This window comes from Peptacetobacter sp. (assembly GCF_029264495.1).
Taxonomy (GTDB): Bacteria; Bacillota; Clostridia; order Peptostreptococcales; family Peptostreptococcaceae; genus Peptacetobacter.
In genome coordinates this window covers 1-18,129 of the sequence record NZ_JARIBH010000062.1, presented here as the reverse complement: position 1 = coordinate 18,129, position 18,129 = coordinate 1, and the positions used below count along the sequence as shown (strand labels likewise).

The 18,129-nt window shown below is 29.4% G+C and carries 19 protein-coding genes; 2 read left to right on the top strand and 17 right to left on the bottom strand.

All coding sequences use genetic code 11. The features are described from left to right. Position 1 precedes the first annotated feature (1 nt). From Q1J78_RS05755 to Q1J78_RS05725, 7 genes are all read right to left on the bottom strand, one after another. Entirely contained in the window at positions 2 to 1,021 is a 1,020-nt protein-coding gene (locus tag Q1J78_RS05755) for a nucleotidyltransferase domain-containing protein (RefSeq protein ID WP_300276425.1), read from the bottom strand. A 14-nt stretch (positions 1,022 to 1,035) separates the two neighbouring features. Further along, the gene (locus Q1J78_RS05750; protein WP_300276423.1) at positions 1,036 to 5,103 is read right to left on the bottom strand and encodes an Eco57I restriction-modification methylase domain-containing protein; all 4,068 of its coding nucleotides are present in this window, start codon (positions 5,101 to 5,103) and stop codon (positions 1,036 to 1,038) included. Beyond that, on the bottom strand, positions 5,090 to 6,034 hold the full coding sequence (locus Q1J78_RS05745) for a restriction endonuclease subunit M (protein ID WP_300276421.1): 945 nt from the start codon (positions 6,032 to 6,034) through the stop codon (positions 5,090 to 5,092). Before Q1J78_RS05745 ends, Q1J78_RS05750 begins: the two co-directional genes overlap by 14 nt. Continuing rightward, on the bottom strand, positions 6,035 to 6,253 hold the full coding sequence (locus Q1J78_RS05740) for a helix-turn-helix domain-containing protein (protein WP_300276419.1): 219 nt from the start codon (positions 6,251 to 6,253) through the stop codon (positions 6,035 to 6,037). A 134-nt stretch (positions 6,254 to 6,387) separates the two neighbouring features. After that, positions 6,388 to 6,519: a hypothetical protein gene (locus tag Q1J78_RS05735; RefSeq protein ID WP_300276417.1), complete on the bottom strand. Its 132-nt coding sequence runs from the start codon at positions 6,517 to 6,519 to the stop codon at positions 6,388 to 6,390. A gap of 19 nt (positions 6,520 to 6,538) precedes the next feature. Then, positions 6,539 to 6,763: a hypothetical protein gene (locus Q1J78_RS05730; RefSeq protein ID WP_300276416.1), complete on the bottom strand. Its 225-nt coding sequence runs from the start codon at positions 6,761 to 6,763 to the stop codon at positions 6,539 to 6,541. Positions 6,764 to 6,818: 55 nt separating this feature from the next. Then, positions 6,819 to 6,971 (bottom strand): hypothetical protein, encoded by a 153-nt coding sequence (locus Q1J78_RS05725; RefSeq protein ID WP_300276414.1) that lies wholly within the window; start codon positions 6,969 to 6,971, stop codon positions 6,819 to 6,821. Between the two features lie 318 nt (positions 6,972 to 7,289). Here Q1J78_RS05725 and Q1J78_RS05720 point away from each other — a divergent pair, with 318 nt between their 5' ends. Then, a complete protein-coding gene (locus Q1J78_RS05720) occupies positions 7,290 to 7,790 on the top strand; it encodes a helix-turn-helix domain-containing protein (RefSeq protein ID WP_300276412.1) in 501 nt (166 codons plus the stop codon). Positions 7,791 to 7,936: 146 nt separating this feature from the next. Here the strand turns inward: Q1J78_RS05720 and guaA are convergent, their stop codons facing one another. The 5 genes from guaA to Q1J78_RS05695 form a co-directional block, all read right to left on the bottom strand. Continuing rightward, entirely contained in the window at positions 7,937 to 9,475 is a 1,539-nt protein-coding gene (guaA, locus tag Q1J78_RS05715; RefSeq protein WP_300276465.1) for a glutamine-hydrolyzing GMP synthase, read from the bottom strand. 198 nt (positions 9,476 to 9,673) lie between these two features. Further along, entirely contained in the window at positions 9,674 to 10,099 is a 426-nt protein-coding gene (locus Q1J78_RS05710) for a DUF2871 domain-containing protein (protein ID WP_300276410.1), read from the bottom strand. A gap of 162 nt (positions 10,100 to 10,261) precedes the next feature. Beyond that, a complete protein-coding gene (groL, locus tag Q1J78_RS05705) occupies positions 10,262 to 11,881 on the bottom strand; it encodes a chaperonin GroEL (protein WP_300276408.1) in 1,620 nt (539 codons plus the stop codon). A 143-nt stretch (positions 11,882 to 12,024) separates the two neighbouring features. Further along, positions 12,025 to 12,309 (bottom strand): co-chaperone GroES, encoded by a 285-nt coding sequence (locus Q1J78_RS05700; RefSeq protein ID WP_300276406.1) that lies wholly within the window; start codon positions 12,307 to 12,309, stop codon positions 12,025 to 12,027. 172 nt (positions 12,310 to 12,481) lie between these two features. Then, entirely contained in the window at positions 12,482 to 13,357 is an 876-nt protein-coding gene (locus tag Q1J78_RS05695) for a DNA-3-methyladenine glycosylase family protein (protein ID WP_300276404.1), read from the bottom strand. 176 nt (positions 13,358 to 13,533) lie between these two features. On the opposite strand from Q1J78_RS05695, the gene Q1J78_RS05690 reads away from it, so the two are divergent. Then, positions 13,534 to 14,424: a LysR substrate-binding domain-containing protein gene (locus Q1J78_RS05690; RefSeq protein ID WP_300276402.1), complete on the top strand. Its 891-nt coding sequence runs from the start codon at positions 13,534 to 13,536 to the stop codon at positions 14,422 to 14,424. Between the two features lie 129 nt (positions 14,425 to 14,553). Here Q1J78_RS05690 and Q1J78_RS05685 read toward each other — a convergent pair whose 3' ends face one another. From Q1J78_RS05685 to pyrB, 5 genes are all read right to left on the bottom strand, one after another. After that, entirely contained in the window at positions 14,554 to 14,778 is a 225-nt protein-coding gene (locus tag Q1J78_RS05685; protein WP_300276400.1) for a hypothetical protein, read from the bottom strand. A 4-nt stretch (positions 14,779 to 14,782) separates the two neighbouring features. Beyond that, on the bottom strand, positions 14,783 to 15,367 hold the full coding sequence (gene pyrE, locus Q1J78_RS05680) for an orotate phosphoribosyltransferase (protein WP_300276398.1): 585 nt from the start codon (positions 15,365 to 15,367) through the stop codon (positions 14,783 to 14,785). Between the two features lie 70 nt (positions 15,368 to 15,437). Further along, on the bottom strand, positions 15,438 to 16,340 hold the full coding sequence (locus Q1J78_RS05675) for a dihydroorotate dehydrogenase (RefSeq protein WP_300276396.1): 903 nt from the start codon (positions 16,338 to 16,340) through the stop codon (positions 15,438 to 15,440). Further along, positions 16,340 to 17,026, bottom strand: coding sequence for a dihydroorotate dehydrogenase electron transfer subunit (locus Q1J78_RS05670; RefSeq protein WP_300276394.1), 687 nt, complete (start codon positions 17,024 to 17,026; stop codon positions 16,340 to 16,342). Before Q1J78_RS05670 ends, Q1J78_RS05675 begins: the two co-directional genes overlap by 1 nt. Positions 17,027 to 17,055: 29 nt before the next feature. Continuing rightward, a complete protein-coding gene (pyrB, locus tag Q1J78_RS05665; RefSeq protein ID WP_300276392.1) occupies positions 17,056 to 17,979 on the bottom strand; it encodes an aspartate carbamoyltransferase in 924 nt (307 codons plus the stop codon). Positions 17,980 to 18,129 lie beyond the last annotated feature (150 nt).

Below are 18,129 nucleotides of genomic sequence, written 5' to 3'. Positions count from 1 at the left end.
ATTACTCCATTCCAGAAGCACTAGAAGATGGAATATAATCAAATTGTTTTTTAGCTGAATTCTTTGCTTCAGGTATTTCAAAATCATCTCCAAAAATTTTATTTAATTTCTTATATTGTTCTAGTTCATCCGCTTCATCTCTGACTTCTACTAGATCTTTTTTTAGTTTTTCAATTTTATCTTTAAAATCTGTCATCTGAGCATCACTCATTTTTTCAAAAATATCATTACCAAGTTTAAACTTTAAAAAGTAAGGTAACGATAAAGACATCCTATACATATCTCTACCAGAATCATTTGTATTAATATAACTAAACTTATTAATTATTGTGTCGACAACATCAATTAAAGATCTCAAGTCATCCTCTTCAAAATAATTAAAATTATCAGCAGCAATCAATGTGATTCCTATACTTGGTGGATTAGCATGACCAGTATTTGAAAATTTTCTATTTTTCCATTTCTTTAAATATCTTACAACTCTTCTAAATTGATTTCTTTTTTCTCCAATCTCCACACTATCGTTTATATAGTCAACTAATCCTTTAGGATCTGCCACTTCCCATTCTTGTAAGTCTTTATTTTTTCCTTTAGCTATATACAATTGACTATTTTCATCATCTTTATCAGCATAAATATAAGTAACTAAATCAACATGAAATTTGGCTTCTCCATCTTTTTTGTAAGTAACTGTAACACACGGTTTCTTAATTTCAGCACCGTAGTCTGTATGATTTTTTAGAATTTCACAAATTTTTTCTTTTAGTTCAATCGGATCATAATTATCCTTGTTTGTAGAAAATCTTAAAGCTACATCAATGTCATATTCGCTGTCATCTTCAGGTTCGATACCTGTACACATTGCATAACTACCTTGATTTAGTTCCTTAAATGAAGGTAAAGTATTGTTATTCCTCAGTTTACTAAGTAATATATCTCTCTTATCACTTAATTCTTTTTTTACTTCAAAATCTGCTCTGATTTTATCGTTGAATTTTTTTAATTCAGATTGTACGCTCATTTTTATATTACTCCTTACATCTTTCTTATTGATGATTCTATATATTCTCTTTCTTCATTTGATAAACCATACTTATCAAATAACTGTTTATCTATTTCATCGATAGTATTTTCCCAATCAATATCAGACTGATTAGTAAAGTCTTGCATTGGCACGAATTTATATACAATTTGGTAAATATTTTGAGATGATTTTAGAATGCCAACCATAAATCTTAAAAATTTAGTTAATAAATATTTAGATAGATTAATAGCCTCTTGTTCTGTTGAAAAATCTCCAATAGGAATTAAAGAATCTGTGCAAACGGAACGATTAGAACCAATATATGGCTTTCCTAATATTGCAACTTCTTCTCTCTCACCTAAAATACCAGCAGCACCGTTAGCCTTAGACATAAACACTTTATATCTGTTAGCTAGTTCTTTATTCTTTGTGATTTCTTCTTCTTTTATGTATCTTATCCTCTCATAAGAACACCTTACCGAATATGAACCATCAAAATATGTTTCAGAAGTCTTGCTAGTAGCCTCCTTACCTGTAATACCAAAAGCATTTCTTCCTTTTGTAATTGTCATCAATGTATTAAAACCTGCATGATTTCTGACTTTATTCAGTATGGATACCATAGAATTCATAGATATTATTTGTTCCATATTTTCTTCAAATAATGGTCTATATGCACTATTTTCTTCTTTATCATGAATAAATTCAGTATTTCCAGTATATTGTTTTTCAAATAAAAAATAATTTACTGATCCTAGTTCTGTTCCTTCAAAAACAGATGCACCATTAGCCATCGTTTTTATTTTTTTAAAATGATTGTTTCTCTTCGCATATTCTCTTAACTTAGGAAAAGAATTGTCTTGTGCATCTGCAGTGAACCACTTTGATGGAGTTATTAATGTTGCATACTCATCTGTAATATCCATTGATAATTTTATATAGTTCGGAAAAAGTTGTTTTCCTAATGATTTATTTCCTTTAGATTTACTAATAATTTCTTGATACGGTGGATTCCCAACTATCGCTCCAAATCTCACTTTCCTATCACCTACCTTTATCTCATCTTTTAAAGTAATTTCACTAAATGTTTTATATTGTTTAAGCAAGTTATTAATTTTTGTGCTGTCTACTTCTCCATTTTCATCTTTTACTTCAATCAAATCATATGCATTAAACCCACTAGCTATATTATCTACATTCAAATTCAATATTTCATAAAATCTTCTTGTAAATTCATAAGCTATAGATGATGTCGGAATAGAGTAAATAATATCCTTTACATCTTCATGAAAATATCCTAGCTCAGATGTAAATCTTTTATATAGAGATACAGCGTATTCTCCTGATTTACTAGCTATATCAAGTAGCCGCTCTTGCTTATCTACTATTTTTCTTAAGCCTTCTTCGGGTAACATAGCTATCATCTCATCACACAATTTTGATGGAGTAATAACTTCAGATTCTGACATTCGATTAAATCTTTTAATTGAGGTCATCGCTCTATCAAGAGGTGCAACACTTTCATCTGATGCAAGCCTAGAGATATTTTGAATTTTATAATCCAAACTGCTTCTCTTAAACGGATCCATCCTATCACCAATCTTTTGCAATACACCTTTGTCCAAATGTAGGTTTTTTGCAATTCTTTGGTTATCATATTTTTCAAGTGTATTCAAAATATCATCTAAGGAAGATACCTTATCCTTTGTTAAGAAAGAATAAAAAAGTAGTCTTTGATAGTATGTCTTAATTTGACTTTCTAGTTTTTTAACCTCATCATCTGTTTTTGTTTCAGTATAATCTTCAGTTGGTGTATACTTTTTATCACCACTATCTTTTTTATCATCTTTTGGATCTTCTATATCCAATTCTTCACCATCACCTTGATTTGGATCTATGGTTAATCCTTGCTTTGAATTAAATTCGGCTTGAGCTTCTATAACCTTTCGTATATCAGTATCATTTAAAAGAGCTAAATCTACTGGTATATCAACTACCTCATCTGATACGCTTCTTTGATTATTGTACTCACTAACTGCCTCTAAAATATTCGTAGCATCTACCTGTCTTATTTTGTTATGATTCATCATAATAATCGGAGAAATACGAAGTTCCTCTACAATTCTTTCTTTTAGCTTACTGTTTCCATTTTCTTCCGTGTTTACATTGTAAATAAGAGACTTTTGCTCCTGCATTCTAAACAATCTGTTTGGATCAAAGTCAACGAGCAAAGTCTGTGGTTTCAAATTCTCTTTGATAAATCCTTTTTCACTAGATAAGGTTCTAACATATTGATTTTGCAGTCTAAAAATAGATTGGTCGTATTCTTGAGGGGAAGCTGTGTCTTTAAAATAAAGCATGGTATCCCACTGTTCTACAGTAGAGCCTGTTAGCATTCGATTTACCGTTAGTGTTAATGTTTTTTGATTTTGTTCTTCACACTCTTTAATTTTTCTCTTAATATCATCAGGCTTACTATATTCTCTTCTAGCTTCAACACCCGAAATATTTATAATTTCATATTCGTCCAAGTTCTTAAATGTATCTTTACTTGTACTAATAAGCTCTTCCATTGCATCACAAGAAGCACAATAAGGTAAAACCATAACCATATGTCTACACATTTTACCTTCTTTAATTTTGTCATAGTCTAAGAAGCCTAATAGTTCTTCATCTTCTTTACTTCCATCAATTACCTTAAGTAAATCAAGAATTTCAGGCTCATTTATAAATTTCTTGTGTCCTTGATTAATCGCATCTTTTTTTATAGAAATCGGTTCAAGTAATTTTGAAAAAGCAAAGTTAACTCCACTTTTTCTCAAAGCTTCCATTTTTTCACGAGAAGATTTGTTTGGATTAAATGCAAATCGAACCATTTGAGGAAAACCATAATATGGATTGTCCCATTCATTCACATCATCATTATTAAGATATTTCCTATCCCACTCTTCTTGCTCCTTCACAATATCTGAAAACTGAACAAAAGAGATAATATCCTCTTTTTCAAATTCACTCCCCATCAAAATACGATAGGGCGTTCCTGATAGATGCAATCTAATTTTTGCATTTATTTTTTTTATTTCAACATCTGCTTCAACTAAATCTATATTTTCATCTTCAAGTTTACTGATATTCTTTTCATCTGATTTATCATAACCCGCGTTCTTTAAAATCTTTCCAAAAGTTTCTGCTCTTGCTCCAAAATGCGTTTCATCAACAATAAGAAGGTCAATTTGTTCTCCAAAAAGCTCCTTATGTTTGTCTTTAATGCTATCCCCTTGAAGATCTTGAAGAGTTAGAAATATAACTACTTTCTTTCCTTCTAAATGTTTTTCAGAAATCATATTCTCATTAGCTAATAAATCAGATGATTCTAAGAATACATACTCGAAAAAGTTCCCTGCACTTTCAACTGTCTTTTTCCATTCATCTTTAACATCTGCCTTAGCTGATACAACTAGGACAGTTTTAGCATTCATTTCTAAAGCACAGCAAAGTGATGTAAATGACTTTCCAAAACGCATAACTGCATACATTAGTAAATTTTTTCGTCCATTTTTAACAGCCTTAATAAAGCTATCTACAACAGCTTCTTGATTTGGTCTTAAATCCCAATTTCCTCCCCTCTCGTAATGATATGTTTGGGGTAGTCTATTATTAGAACTATAGTATTCATACTTACTTGAATTAGCTTGATAATTTTTCTTTATATCTTCAATTGCATTATCAATATCTTCTATTTCTGTTTCTTTAAAAAATTCTCTACTGTAATAAATGCCATCTTCTAAATCACCTTGTTTTAATCTTTCTTTGTTTAAATCATTCTCAAGATATTGATGAATTGCATAGTCTCTAAAATAAGTTTCTTCATCAATTATTGCTTTATTTTCATATTGCTTCTCTAATTCTGGAAAAAATTCTTTCCATTCGTTTAATCTTTTTGATACTGGCCTGTATGTATCGCCAACCTTTAGATAATTTGGTACTGTATTTGTCGTAAAGGCGTAGATATGAGGGTCTACACGACCAATAATAATCCTATCCAGTATATCTATAGCTTTAATCTTATTTTCTTTCATTTTCATCATCCTCTTTATTTAGCAAGTCTTGGAAAGTAATGTTTTTTCTTGCACGCCAATCTTTTATAATACATAACGTATTTTCTTCTTTCTTCATAAAATCAAATAGTGTCATCTGTTCATTTGGTTCAGTCGGTTCTCTATATGGAATAGTATATGTTAGACCATCCATCTGCCATAGATTCCACGAGATTATCTTGGCTATCCTTAAAAGCTCTTTCTCTTCCGGTTCCCTTTTAAGTCTTTCTTGCATATAGTCACAATACGAAATGAGTAAATTTTCTCTCGCTATAAGCAGGCTGTCCCCTTGAAACTCAAAACCATAAACACTTTGAAATGCTCTTTCTGACCATTTAAACCATTCATCTTCACTAATAGCATTTTCATTTACTACTCTCATTTTCCTATCTAAAATACCAATTCGTTCATATAAATCTATAGGCTTGCCCGTTACAGTATCATATCTACTCACTAAATAAGGTGCTTCTCCACAAGTGATTTCAAGTCTTCTTTCATCAACATATTTTTGCCAAGTTTTGTTCTTTTTATGTGGAAATTCTATTTTATCTGTTGTTGCAATCCATGACTTTCCATTTTCTACATTAAAAACAGAAGTTTTTTCAAACCATGCATCATCAACCAAATTATTTTGAGCATTACAAACCCAGCTAGGTGTAAACACCTCTGCTTTTTCCTTTGTTCTATTTCCTTGATTTTCTTTAGTCTTTAGTATTCTAGGTTGAATAACATTTGAATTATCACCAGTAATAAGAGTAAAAAGAATAGGATAATGAGAATAGTACTCTTTACCTAGTATCTCATAGTCATCGGTTCCCCAGATAATATTTCTATTCGTAGTCCTATCAATAAGGAGAGTTTCTAGAACTTTTTTGCTCCATTTCCCCTCATCTACATCAATCGTAAATGCCATTTATTTATCTTCCTCTATATCTTTTTCAATACAAATCAACTCTCCCACATCTGCATCTAATTCTTCACAAATTTTCCCAATTACAGAAAGAGATACCGCATCACCTCTAACCATCTTTGATATCGTTGTTGGTGATATTCCTGTTTCATCAATTAAATCCTTCTTCTTCATATTCTTATCTATCAACAACTTCCATAATCCATTGTAGTTAAATTTCATTTTTATTTCTCCTTATTCCATAAAAATGGATTTTTTATACATTATATTATAACACATACTATATATAGTTGCAAAAGTTAAATTTGATACAAAAAAATAATCAGTGCAGCCCAAAGACCACACCGATCATATATTTATCTCTCAATTTCTTTTATTGATTTCTTCCTTACTTTAGATTTTTTCTTATCTTTCACCCGATGCATCTTAAGCGTACCGATTACTGATTCTTTTTTCTCCCCTTTATTTCTACCAAGATAGATACTCATCCATGTTATTTTTCAAATGTTATAGTTCATCATACTGTACTGCTAATGAATTATGTTTCTTAGCAATCTCCTCTTGTCTAACTTGCAACTTCTTGATATGCTCATTTAACTTTCGAAAAAGGGTTTTACCGGATTTTTTATTCAATCCTTCCAATACAGTATCTTTCAAATATAGAAACTGTTTCAAAAAAATATCTATCTCCTCATAGGATTTCTGATAGGCTTCTACATCTTTTCTGTTCATAATCATATAAATTTTATCATTCGGATTTTTGTGATAGCCTTCATAATGTTCTCTTTTACTTCCATGAAAGTCTATCAAATTCTTGTTTTAATTCATTTTTTTGAAATGATATTTTGGGGATTCCTTTTCCCAATGCTTCCATAGAGTTAAAGCCTTTATCTCTTATTTTTAATATAATTTTAGCTACTACTTGTATGTTGGTATGCACTCCCCCAATCCTGATTTTTATATTTGGTTTTATCTACCAAAGCTCTTATTTCTCATATTTTTCCTCCTTTCTTCTGTATTTAGACTTACGATATATATTAGTATAATAATTTTTATAACTAATATTAATAGTTATTTATAATTTTTATCAATATTTCTATTTATTTTTAGTATACGATTTTATATAATAAGAAATAATAAATACAGGAGATTATAATATGAACAATAAAATTGTATCGGAACGATTGAAATATCTTCATTCTATAAATAAAAAACACAGAAAGAATTTGCTGAATTTTTGGTAATACCTCAACTGTCTATGTCCGCATACGAAAACGGAAATAATAATCCCACAATAGATGCATTGATAGATATTGCCGATAAGTACAATGTAACTTTAGATTGGCTTGCCGGAAAAAGCGATTATGCTTTCGATCTTTCAAGTATAAGAGATTTTGTGCTTTTTATGTATGAATTAGCAATGAAAAAAGAAATAGAGTTTGAAATTATTGTGGAAAATAAGTTTCCTAATAATGATATTGAAACAGAAGAAAATAAATGGAATGCAAAAATTATATTCTATGGCAATGACAAGGAATATCCTTTTAATAGTGATGTGTGTAATATCTTAAGAGAGCTATCTGATAATTTGTTTGACTTGGAGTCTTTCTCTATTACAAAAGAACAATTTGATTCCATGAAAAATAAATCTATCGAATACTATTCATTACCACTTACACAGAAAGAGTTTGAAGAACTTTCAATAGATGAGATTCTAAAAAAGAGAATTGAATACCTGAAAGAAAATAATTTGCTATAAAAAGAAATGCTATAGGAACCACCTATAGCATTTCTAAATACAAAAAAATCACCCAAAGAATTCTTCTTCAGGTGACCAATTTCTAAAATTTGCAAGCATAGCAGTTTCAAAATGACTATTTATAAGTCTTTAGAGCCTGTTTTTAACTATTCCCACTCGATTGTTCCTGGTGGTTTAGAAGTGATATCGTAAACTACTCTGTTTGCTCCATCAACTTCATTAACTATTCTATTTGATATTTTTTCTAATACATCATATGGCATTTTGTACCAGTCAGAAGTCATACCATCAGAAGAAGTAACTGCTCTTATACCTACTAGGTAAGCATATGTTCTTTCATCTCCCATAACACCAACTGTTTTAACATCTGGAAGTGTAGCAAATGCCTGCCATATTTCTTTGTATAATCCAGCTTTCTTTAATTCTTCCATATATATTGCATCGGCTTCTCTTAATATGTCACATTTTTCTTTTGTAACTTCACCGATAACTCTTATTCCAAGACCTGGTCCTGGGAATGGATGTCTGTATATTAAATCTTCATCTATTCCAAGTTCTAAACCTATTTTTCTAACTTCATCTTTAAATAATTCTCTTAATGGTTCTATTATTTCCTGGAAATCAACATCTTCTGGAAGACCACCAACATTATGGTGAGATTTTATAGTAGCTGCACCATTTCCGTGTCCACTTTCTATAACGTCAGCATATATTGTTCCCTGTACTAAGAAGTCCATTTTTCCTAATTTATCAGATTCTTCTTCAAATACTCTTATAAATTCTTCACCTATTATTTTTCTTTTTCTTTCTGGTTCTGTTACACCTTTAAGTTTAGATAAGAATCTATCTTCAGCGTTAACTCTTATTAGGTTCATATCGAATTTATCTTTGAATATTCTTTCTACATCGTCACCTTCATCTTTTCTAAGTAGACCATGGTCAACGAATACACAAGTTAAGTTGTCACCTATAGCTCTGTGCATTAATACTGCTGCAACTGATGAGTCAACTCCACCACTTAATCCACAAAGAGCTTTTTTATCTCCAACTTTTTCTTTTATTTCTCTTATTTTATCTTCTATGAATGAATCTGTTGTCCAGTCACCTTTTACTTTACAAACATTGTATAGGAAGTTTCTTAATATTTTATCCCCTTCTAAACAATGTTCAACTTCTGGATGGAACTGAACTCCATATATATTTCTTTCTGTATTCTGCATTGCAGCTATTGGGCATACATCAGTATTTGCTATTATTTCAAATCCTTCAGGAAGTTCAGATATATAATCTGTATGACTCATCCAAACTGAGTTTGTTGTCATTCCTTCGAATAAAACTGATTTTCCGTAATTTATTTCAGTTTTTCCGTACTCTTTCTGCTGTTTTCCACCTTTTTCAACTTTTCCACCTAAAAGATGAGCTATTAACTGATCTCCATAGCATATACCTAATACTGGTACACCTAATTCAAATATTTCAGTTGATATAGTTGGTGAATCAGGAAGATATGCACTGTTAGGTCCGCCTGTAAATATTATTCCTGATGGGTTTTTAGCTTTGATTTTTTCGATATCAGTTGTGCATGGAAGTATTTCACAATATACATTGTTATCTCTTACTCTTCTAGCTATCAGCTGATTATACTGACCACCAAAGTCTATGACTAGCACTAATTCATGTTTCATCATTTTTCTCTCCTTATGTTATTTATTTTTTGAATAATTAAAACTATTATAATATATTTATTATACTTTAAATCAGCGACAAATAAAAGATTTATCATTAAATTGTCAAATTTATACTCTTATTATTTTATAAATTTTTAAAATAAAAAAAGGAAATCGATTTATGACAATTCCCTCTTTTTATTTTATGATTTATATTTAATTTATATCTGAATTCACTGCTTTTTTTAGAATCATAAAGAATGTTATCATACTTATAAATATAATTATATGAGCTATTCCAGAAAATCCTGCTATAGATGCATTTATAACTGAAGTAACTACAACTTGTTTTACTTCTACAATTCCCCTTACTAAAAGCATAATTACAGTCATAATGATTCCAACATTATATAGTATATAAAAATTATTTATTCTACTATCTTTTGATATTCTAAATTCTTTTTCTAATATTGTAACTATTAGGAAAAAAATCATTCCAAGTACAAATAAATGTACATGAAGTTTTCCAAGAGATGTTACTCCATTAAAATTATTATATTTTGTAAATTCTCTAAAGAATACACCACTTATCATCGCTAAAATCATATAGAAAAATGATGTATTTACAAAACGTCTTTCCATAAAATTATCCTCCACTTAAATTTATACTAATTATATCTATTCCCTTTATTAGTATACCCATTAAAATGGAGGATAAACAATTTTTATTTTATATTATAATATTTTAAATTTAAATATTTTTATCTAAATTTTAATTTTACTTGTAAATCAATTTAGATTTTATTACATCATTCCAGGCATTCCTGCTGCCATTGGATCTGATTCTTTTTCTGGTATATCTGCAACTGCTGCTTCAGTAGTTAAGAACACACCTGCTATTGATGCTGCATTTTGTAGAGCTGTTCTACTTACTTTTGTAGGGTCTACTATTCCAGCATCTATCATATTTACATATTTTTCGTTTAAAGCATCAAATCCTACATGTAAATCTGCATCCATAACATTTCTAACTATAACTGCACCTTCAAGACCTGCATTTATAGATATTTGTCTTAATGGTTCTTCTAATGCTTTTTTGATTATACTTGCTCCTAATTTTTCTTCTCCTTCAAGAGAATTAACTAGTTCTTCTACTGCTGGTATTACGCTTACTAATGCTGTACCACCACCAGCTACTATTCCTTCTTCTACAGCAGCTTTTGTTGCATTTAAAGCATCTTCTATTCTTAATTTCTTTTCTTTCATTTCTACTTCTGTTGCAGCACCAACTCTAACAACTGCAACTCCACCAGCAAGTTTTGCTAATCTTTCTTGTAATTTTTCTCTATCAAAATCTGAAGTAGTTTGATCTATCATAAATCTTAATTGATTTATTCTTTCATCTATTGCTTCTTTATTTCCTGCTCCTCCTACTATTGTAGTGGCATCTTTTGTTACTTTAACTGATGATGCATTACCTAGCATATAAAGTTCTGTATCTTTTAAATCATATCCTAATTCATCAGATATTACTTGAGCACCTGTTAAAGTAGCTATATCTCCTAGCATTTCTTTTCTTCTATCTCCAAATCCAGGAGCTTTAACTGCAACTACATCAAATGTTCCTCTTAATTTATTTACTACTAATGTAGATAATGCTTCTCCTTCTACATCTTCAGCTATTATTAATAATTTTCTTCCTTGCTGAACTATCTGTTCAAGTATTGGTAAGATATCTTGTATATTAGATATTTTTTTGTCTGTAACTAATATATAAGGGTTATCTAAAACAGCTTCCATTTTATCTACATCTGTTACCATATATGCAGAAACAAAACCTCTATCAAATTGCATACCTTCTACTGCATCTAGTTCTGTATGCATTGTTTTTGATTCTTCAACAGTTATAACTCCATCTTTTCCAACGATTTCCATAGCTTCTGCTATTAATTTACCAACTTCTTCATCTCCAGATGAAACTGATGCAACCTGAGATATTTCTTCTTTAGTAGATATATCTTTTGAATGTTTTTTTAATTCTTCAACTGCAACTTCTACAGCTTTTTGTATTCCTTTTCTTAAAAGAACAGGATTTGAACCAGCTGTTACATTTTTTAAACCTTCTCTTATTATAGCTTGTGCTAATACTGTTGCTGTTGTAGTACCATCACCTGCTATATCATTTGTTTTTACAGCAACTTCTTTTACTAACTGAGCACCCATATTTTCAAATCTATCTTCAAGTTCTATTTCTTTTGCTATTGTTACACCGTCATTAGTTATAAGTGGAGTACCAAATTTTTTATCAAGTATTACATTTCTTCCTTTTGGTCCCATTGTAACTTTTACTGTATCTGCTAATTTATTTACACCTGCTGCTAATGCTTTTCTTGTATCTTCTGAGAATTTTATTTCTTTTGCCATTTTAAATTCCTCCCAACATAAAAATTAGTCAAAACTAATTATTAAATTAAATTTAAATCTATCTATGTTACCAATTTATATTTATTTGAACCAACTATTCTAAAAGCAAGAGTATTTGGCTCACTAATAATCTATATTTTTATTTATTCTAATACTGCTAATACATCAGACTGTTTAATTATTATATAGTCTTCTCCTTCTATTTTAACTTCTGTTCCTGCATATTTAGAATATATAACTTTATCTCCTTTAGATAATTCCATTTTCACGTCTTTTCCGTCTACCACTCCACCTGGTCCAACTTCTATTACTTCAGCTATTTGAGGCTGTTCTTTTGCAGCCCCTGCAAGTATTATTCCGCTTGCAGTTTTTTCTTCTGCTTCAGCTCTTTTTATAACTACTCTGTCTGCTAATGGTCTTATTTTCATTTTATTAGCGCCTCCTATTATATGTAAAAAATTATTGTTGAATTTATTTAGCACTCTATTAGTATGAGTGCTAACAATTATTATAATATACCTTTTATTTTCATTTTTCAATAGTTTATATATATTTTTTTATTTATAAATTTTTTGTTTTTTTATATAGATATATAATATCTTATTTACCTATTCCAAGCTCTCTTGCATAATAGAATAAATATTGTTGTGCATACCCTGCCATATCTCCAAATTTATCTATTGCAAATTTTCTTATTTTAGGAAGACTCATATCTTCATCAACATAAAATTCTTGCATAACTCTTTTTACCCACACATCGACTGGAAAAGTATCTATTTTCTGCATTCCAAATAATGCTATACAATCGCACACTTTTGGTCCTACTCCATTAAATTTTTTCAGCTCTTTACAACATTCTTCAGTACTTATATTTCTATATTCTTTTACATCTATTCCAGATTCTACAATAGATTCACAAGTACTTTTTATATATTTATCTCTAAATCCTGTTTTGCATTCTCTTATTTCTTCTTGTGTAGCTTTATTTAATTCTTCCGGTGTTGGAAATGCATAGTATTTTTTACCTCTATATTCTCCTATATATTTCCCATATTTTTCAGATAAATTTTCTATAGCTCTTTGTATCATAGGTATTCTATTGTTTGAAGATATTATAAATGATATTAACATCTCCCAACTATCTTGTCTTAATATTCTTATACCCCAGCCAAAGTCTACTGCTTTATCTAAATACTCATCAAATTCTTTTAGATTACTTTTTATTTGTTTGTAGTCTGTATCCATATCAAAGTAGTCTTTCCATATTTCTTCATAGTCTTTTTTATTTGTATTATCTATATATATTTTCTTATCTTCTCTTTTTACATTTATTACCTTTCCCATAGCAACCCCTGTATAAGAGTTATCATCTTCTAATTTCCATCTAAAACATTGACCACATTCAAATATATGTTTAGGATCGAAATCTTCAACATCTTCTAATATAATTCCATTTTTATTTTCTATTATTTTCATTTTCTACCTCATCTTCATATATTTATTGTTATTTTATTATATAATACCCCATTAATTAGATATTAGAAAGAAAAATCCACTTTATTTTTAAATATCTATTATCTCACTATGTTATAATTAATTGATTATAATTAATTCAAATTCTAATTTTAACTATTTAGAGGGGGGTGGTTATTTTGTTAGAAGAATTAAAAACTTTTATTGCTGTTGTTGAGATTAAAAATTTTACAAAAGCTGCTGAATTTTTAAGTTTATCTCAACCTAGTGTTAGTGTACATGTAAAGAATCTTGAAAATTATTTTGGAGAAAAGCTAATTGATAGGTCTATTAGGCAAAAAACTATAAAAATAACTGAACAGGGAAATTTATTGTATAAAAGGGCTAAAGAGATTGTTTCAATAGTAGAATCTGCTAAATTAGAAGTGAAATTAGACGAAAAAAATATTTATGGAAATATAAAGATTGCTGCTGTTCCTTCAGCTGCAAATTATATACTTCCAAAAGTTATTTCTTCATTTTCTAAAAAATATCCTGATGTAGAGATCGAATTGTATATAAAAGATTTCGATTCTATTTCAGAGGATTTATTGAAGTTAAATTATGATATTGGTGTTATAGATAGAAAAATTATATCTGATGATTTTTCTCAGTTTGAATTTTTTAAAGAGAGTATGAAACTTGTATTTCCTTATAATTATCAAAACTATATATCTAATATACATTCTTATGATAATTTAAGTGGTAAAACTTGGATTATGAGAGAAAAAGGTTCTGGTACAAGATTTTTAACCGAATATTTCTTAAATAAAAAACAAATTGTTCCAAGTTCAATTTCTATTATGGGCAGCAGTTTAGCTGTTAAAGAAGCTGTTAAAAATGGTCTTGGAATTTCAATATTATCAAATTCAGTATGTAAATATTTTGAAGATAGTAAGGAAATTTTTTCTATGGATATAGATAGCGAATTTTCTAGAAGTTTTTATGCTATTTGTCAAAAATCTTTTAAACCTAAAAAAGCTATCGAATTATTTTTAAATGAATTAAAAATAGCTCAATCTATAGTTTAGATATTAGATTATATATTTTTATAATTATATTTTTTGATTTATGAAAAACTAAGTATAATTAAAAATCGCTCCAAATGAATTAATCATAAGGAGCGATTTTTTAATTCTTATGCAAAAATCAAATATAATTTATTTGACTTCTTTGTTCAATTTTTCATCTTCTTTATTTTGCTTTTCATAATCAGCTACTACTTTTGCATATTTTAAAGATGTAAACATTAATATAGCTACAGTCAAAAATGCTACTGCACTTATTTTTGTTTCTTTTACTTTATATAAAAATAGCATTACACATAATATAACTCCCCAAAATATAGCAGTTACTTGATGTCTATATTTATATATTTTATTCATAAAATTACATTCCTAATTCTTTGAACTGTCTGCTTCCTGGTTTTACTAAAGCTTCTTTTCCTTCTTTACAAAGAGGGCATTCATCAGCTTCAAATACCTGTATATCTAATTTTATTGCACTGTATATTGGCATTCCTATATCTTCACTAGTTCTGTCTGCTATACAAGCAACACCTACTACTTCCCCACCTAATTCTTCAAGAACTCTTTTTGTTTCTTTAGTTGATTTACCAGTTGTAACAACATCTTCTGCTATTATTATTTTAGCCCCTGGTTTAACTTCGAATCCTCTTCTAAGTTCCATAGTATTATCTTTTCTTTCAGTGAATACTGCTTCTTTTCCAAGCTGTCTTCCTAATTCATAAGAAACAACAACTCCACCCATAGCTGGTCCAACTACTAGGTCTATATCAAGGTCTTTTATTTGTTCTACAACTGTGCTTAATACCTGTTCTGCATATTCTGGGAATCTTAAAACTTTTGCACACTGTATATATCTATTACTGTGTTTTCCTGATGATAAAAGGAAATGTCCTTCTAATAACGCATCACTTTTTTTAAGTATTTCTATTACATCTACATTGCTCATATTTTTTCCTCCAAAATTTTGTTTTATTTTTAGTCTTTTTATTAATTATATATATTATACTATATTTTTATTATATTATCCCTCTTATTTCATCAAGAGATTTTATTCCCTCTTTATCCATAAAATCATTAAGATCTTTTATTATTTTAGTTCCTATTTCTGGATCCATAAAGTTTGCAGTTCCTACTTGCACTAAAGCAGCTCCTGCCATTATAAATTCTATTACATCTTCTGCTGTTGATATTCCACCCATTCCTATTACAGGTATATTTACAGCTTGGCTTACTTCATATACCATTCTTAATGCTATTGGTTTTATAGCTGGTCCTGAAAGTCCTGCTGTTACATTTTCAAAAACTGGTTTTCTTCTTTTTATGTCTATTGCAAGTGCTTTAAAAGTATTTACTAAAGATACACCATCTGCACCTTCTTCTTCACATACCTTTGCCATACCAACTATATCTTCTGCATTAGGAGATAATTTGATAACTAGAGGATGTTTACAAACTTTTCTAACTGCTCTTACAACTTCTCTAGCAACTTCATTTTTTATTCCGAAAGCCATTCCTCCAGCTTTTACATTAGGGCATGATATATTCAGTTCTACTATATCTATATCTTGATCATTTAAAAGTTCTACACCTTTTACATAATCTTCTAAACATCCACCACCAACATTTGCGATTCTTACACAGTTTAAAGAACCGAAAAATGGCATTTCGTTATCTATAAATCCTTGCACTCCTGGATTTTCAAGTCCAACACTATTCATTATTCCTGATGGAGTTTCATATATTCTAAGTCCATTATTACCTGGTTTTGGATTATATGTAAGTCCTTTACTGCTAACTCCTCCTAGAGTATTTATATCATAATATTCATTGTACTCTTTTCCAAATCCAAAAGTACCTGAAGCCATTACTATAGGATTTTTGAATTCTATTTCTCCAAATTTAACTCTTAAATCTGCCATTAGAAAATCACATCCTCTCCCCAGAATACTGGACCATCTTTACAAGTTTTTTTATTTCCAAATTTTGTTTTACAAGTACATACTAGACATGCACCTACTCCACATGCCATATGATTTTCAAGAGATATCATTATTCTTGTATCTGTTCCTTCACACATTTTAACTAATTTTTCCATCATAGGTGTTGGTCCACAAGAAAGAATATAGTCATAATCTTCTACATTTAAGATATCTGTTATAAAAGTATTTCCTGTAGTAGTTTTTACTTCATTACAGTATTTGCTATATTCCTCTACTAGTATTGCTTCTTCTCTAAATCCAAGATAAGCATCACATCCAGGAATATTTTTTGCTACTAGATAAAGTGGTGCTACACCTATTCCTCCACCTACTAAAGCAACTTTTCCTTCTACTTTTTCATATCCGTTTCCATAAGGTCCTTGAAGTTTTATTTTGTCGCCTTTTTCAAGTTTTGCAAATATTTCAGTTCCTTCTCCTACTACTTTATAAAGAAAAGTTATTCCTTCTTCATCTATATCATGTATACTTATAGGTCTAGAAAGTACAGGGTATTTATCCCATGCTCTTAACATATAAAATTGCCCCATTTTTCCTTCAAATTTTCCGGCTACTTTCATTCTATACATATCATCGCCGATATAATTATTTTCTATTATTTCGTACATTTATATTCTCCTTCACATTTTCTAATAGTTTACTCTGGGTCTTTTATTCCTAAAAGTTTCATTATTAAAGCCATTCTTACATACATTCCAAATTTTGCTTGTTCAAAGTAAACTGCTCTTTTATCATCATCTACATCAGTTGATATTTCATTTAATCTTGGTAGAGGATGAAGTATTAACATATCTTCTTTTGCTTCTGATAATTTTTCTTTATTTAATATATATGTATCTTTTAATCTTTCGTATTCTTCTATATCATCAAATCTCTCTCTTTGAACCCTTGTCATATAAAGTATGTCAAGTTGTGGTATAGCTGATTCTAAATCATTAGTTTCAACAAAGTCGTGTCCTTTTATAGCTTCTTTTACACTATCAGGCATCTTTAATTCATCTGGAGCTATAAATACAAATTTTGTATTTGAATATCTAGACATAGCTTTTACAAGTGAATGTACTGTTCTTCCATATTTTAAATCTCCACAAAGACCTATTGTATGGTTTTCTAAATTACCTTTTAATGTTTTTATTGTTAGTAAATCTGTAAGAGTTTGAGTTGGATGCTGATTTCCACCGTCTCCAGCATTTATGAAAGGAACACTACAAGCTTCTACTGCTTCTGCTGCTGCACCTGCTACTGGATGTCTCATAGCTATTATATCTACATAATTTGATACAGTTCTCATTGTATCTTGTAAAGTTTCTCCTTTAGATGTAGATGATGCATTAGGATCTGAAAATCCTACTATACGACCTCCAAGTCTATTCATAGCTGATTCAAAGCTTAGTCTTGTTCTTGTTGATGGTTCATAGAATAGAGTTGCCAAAAGTTTTCCATCACATACATGAATATATTTTTCTGGATTTTTCATTATTCTCTGTCCAAGAGCTAGTATTTCCTCTATTTCTTCAACAGTAAAATCTTCTGGCTGTATTAGATTTCTTGATTTTAACATTTTTTACCTCCTTTTCGGCCTCACTGAACCGAATTTAAAGCTTATAATTCTTTTAGTAGCTTATCACCTTTACCTATCTAATGTCAATAAGTTTATATCATTTATATTTTACCACATACTATACTAATTATTATATATTTATTTAAGTTT

What these genes read in the sequence shown, in the direction of transcription:
- Q1J78_RS05710 (WP_300276410.1), bottom strand. Translation starts at nt 10,099, where the DNA reads ATGGAAAGACGTTTTGTAAATACATCATTTTTCTATATGATTTTAGCG.
- Q1J78_RS05730 (WP_300276416.1), bottom strand. Translation starts at nt 6,763, where the DNA reads ATGAACAGAAAAGATGTAGAAGCCTATCAGAAATCCTATGAGGAGATA.
- groL (WP_300276408.1), bottom strand. Translation starts at nt 11,881, where the DNA reads ATGGCAAAAGAAATAAAATTCTCAGAAGATACAAGAAAAGCATTAGCA.
- pyrB (WP_300276392.1), bottom strand. Translation starts at nt 17,979, where the DNA reads ATGTTAAAATCAAGAAATCTAATACAGCCAGAAGATTTTACTGTTGAA.
- Q1J78_RS05695 (WP_300276404.1), bottom strand. Translation starts at nt 13,357, where the DNA reads ATGAAAATAATAGAAAATAAAAATGGAATTATATTAGAAGATGTTGAA.
- guaA (WP_300276465.1), bottom strand. Translation starts at nt 9,475, where the DNA reads ATGAAACATGAATTAGTGCTAGTCATAGACTTTGGTGGTCAGTATAAT.
- Q1J78_RS05720 (WP_300276412.1), top strand. Translation starts at nt 7,290, where the DNA reads ATGTCCGCATACGAAAACGGAAATAATAATCCCACAATAGATGCATTG.
- Q1J78_RS05675 (WP_300276396.1), bottom strand. Translation starts at nt 16,340, where the DNA reads ATGGCAGATTTAAGAGTTAAATTTGGAGAAATAGAATTCAAAAATCCT.
- Q1J78_RS05735 (WP_300276417.1), bottom strand. Translation starts at nt 6,519, where the DNA reads ATGAGTATCTATCTTGGTAGAAATAAAGGGGAGAAAAAAGAATCAGTA.
- Q1J78_RS05740 (WP_300276419.1), bottom strand. Translation starts at nt 6,253, where the DNA reads ATGAAATTTAACTACAATGGATTATGGAAGTTGTTGATAGATAAGAAT.
- Q1J78_RS05685 (WP_300276400.1), bottom strand. Translation starts at nt 14,778, where the DNA reads ATGAATAAAATATATAAATATAGACATCAAGTAACTGCTATATTTTGG.
- Q1J78_RS05745 (WP_300276421.1), bottom strand. Translation starts at nt 6,034, where the DNA reads ATGGCATTTACGATTGATGTAGATGAGGGGAAATGGAGCAAAAAAGTT.
- pyrE (WP_300276398.1), bottom strand. Translation starts at nt 15,367, where the DNA reads ATGAGCAATGTAGATGTAATAGAAATACTTAAAAAAAGTGATGCGTTA.
- Q1J78_RS05670 (WP_300276394.1), bottom strand. Translation starts at nt 17,026, where the DNA reads ATGTACGAAATAATAGAAAATAATTATATCGGCGATGATATGTATAGA.
- Q1J78_RS05700 (WP_300276406.1), bottom strand. Translation starts at nt 12,309, where the DNA reads ATGAAAATAAGACCATTAGCAGACAGAGTAGTTATAAAAAGAGCTGAA.
- Q1J78_RS05750 (WP_300276423.1), bottom strand. Translation starts at nt 5,103, where the DNA reads ATGAAAGAAAATAAGATTAAAGCTATAGATATACTGGATAGGATTATT.
- Q1J78_RS05755 (WP_300276425.1), bottom strand. Translation starts at nt 1,021, where the DNA reads ATGAGCGTACAATCTGAATTAAAAAAATTCAACGATAAAATCAGAGCA.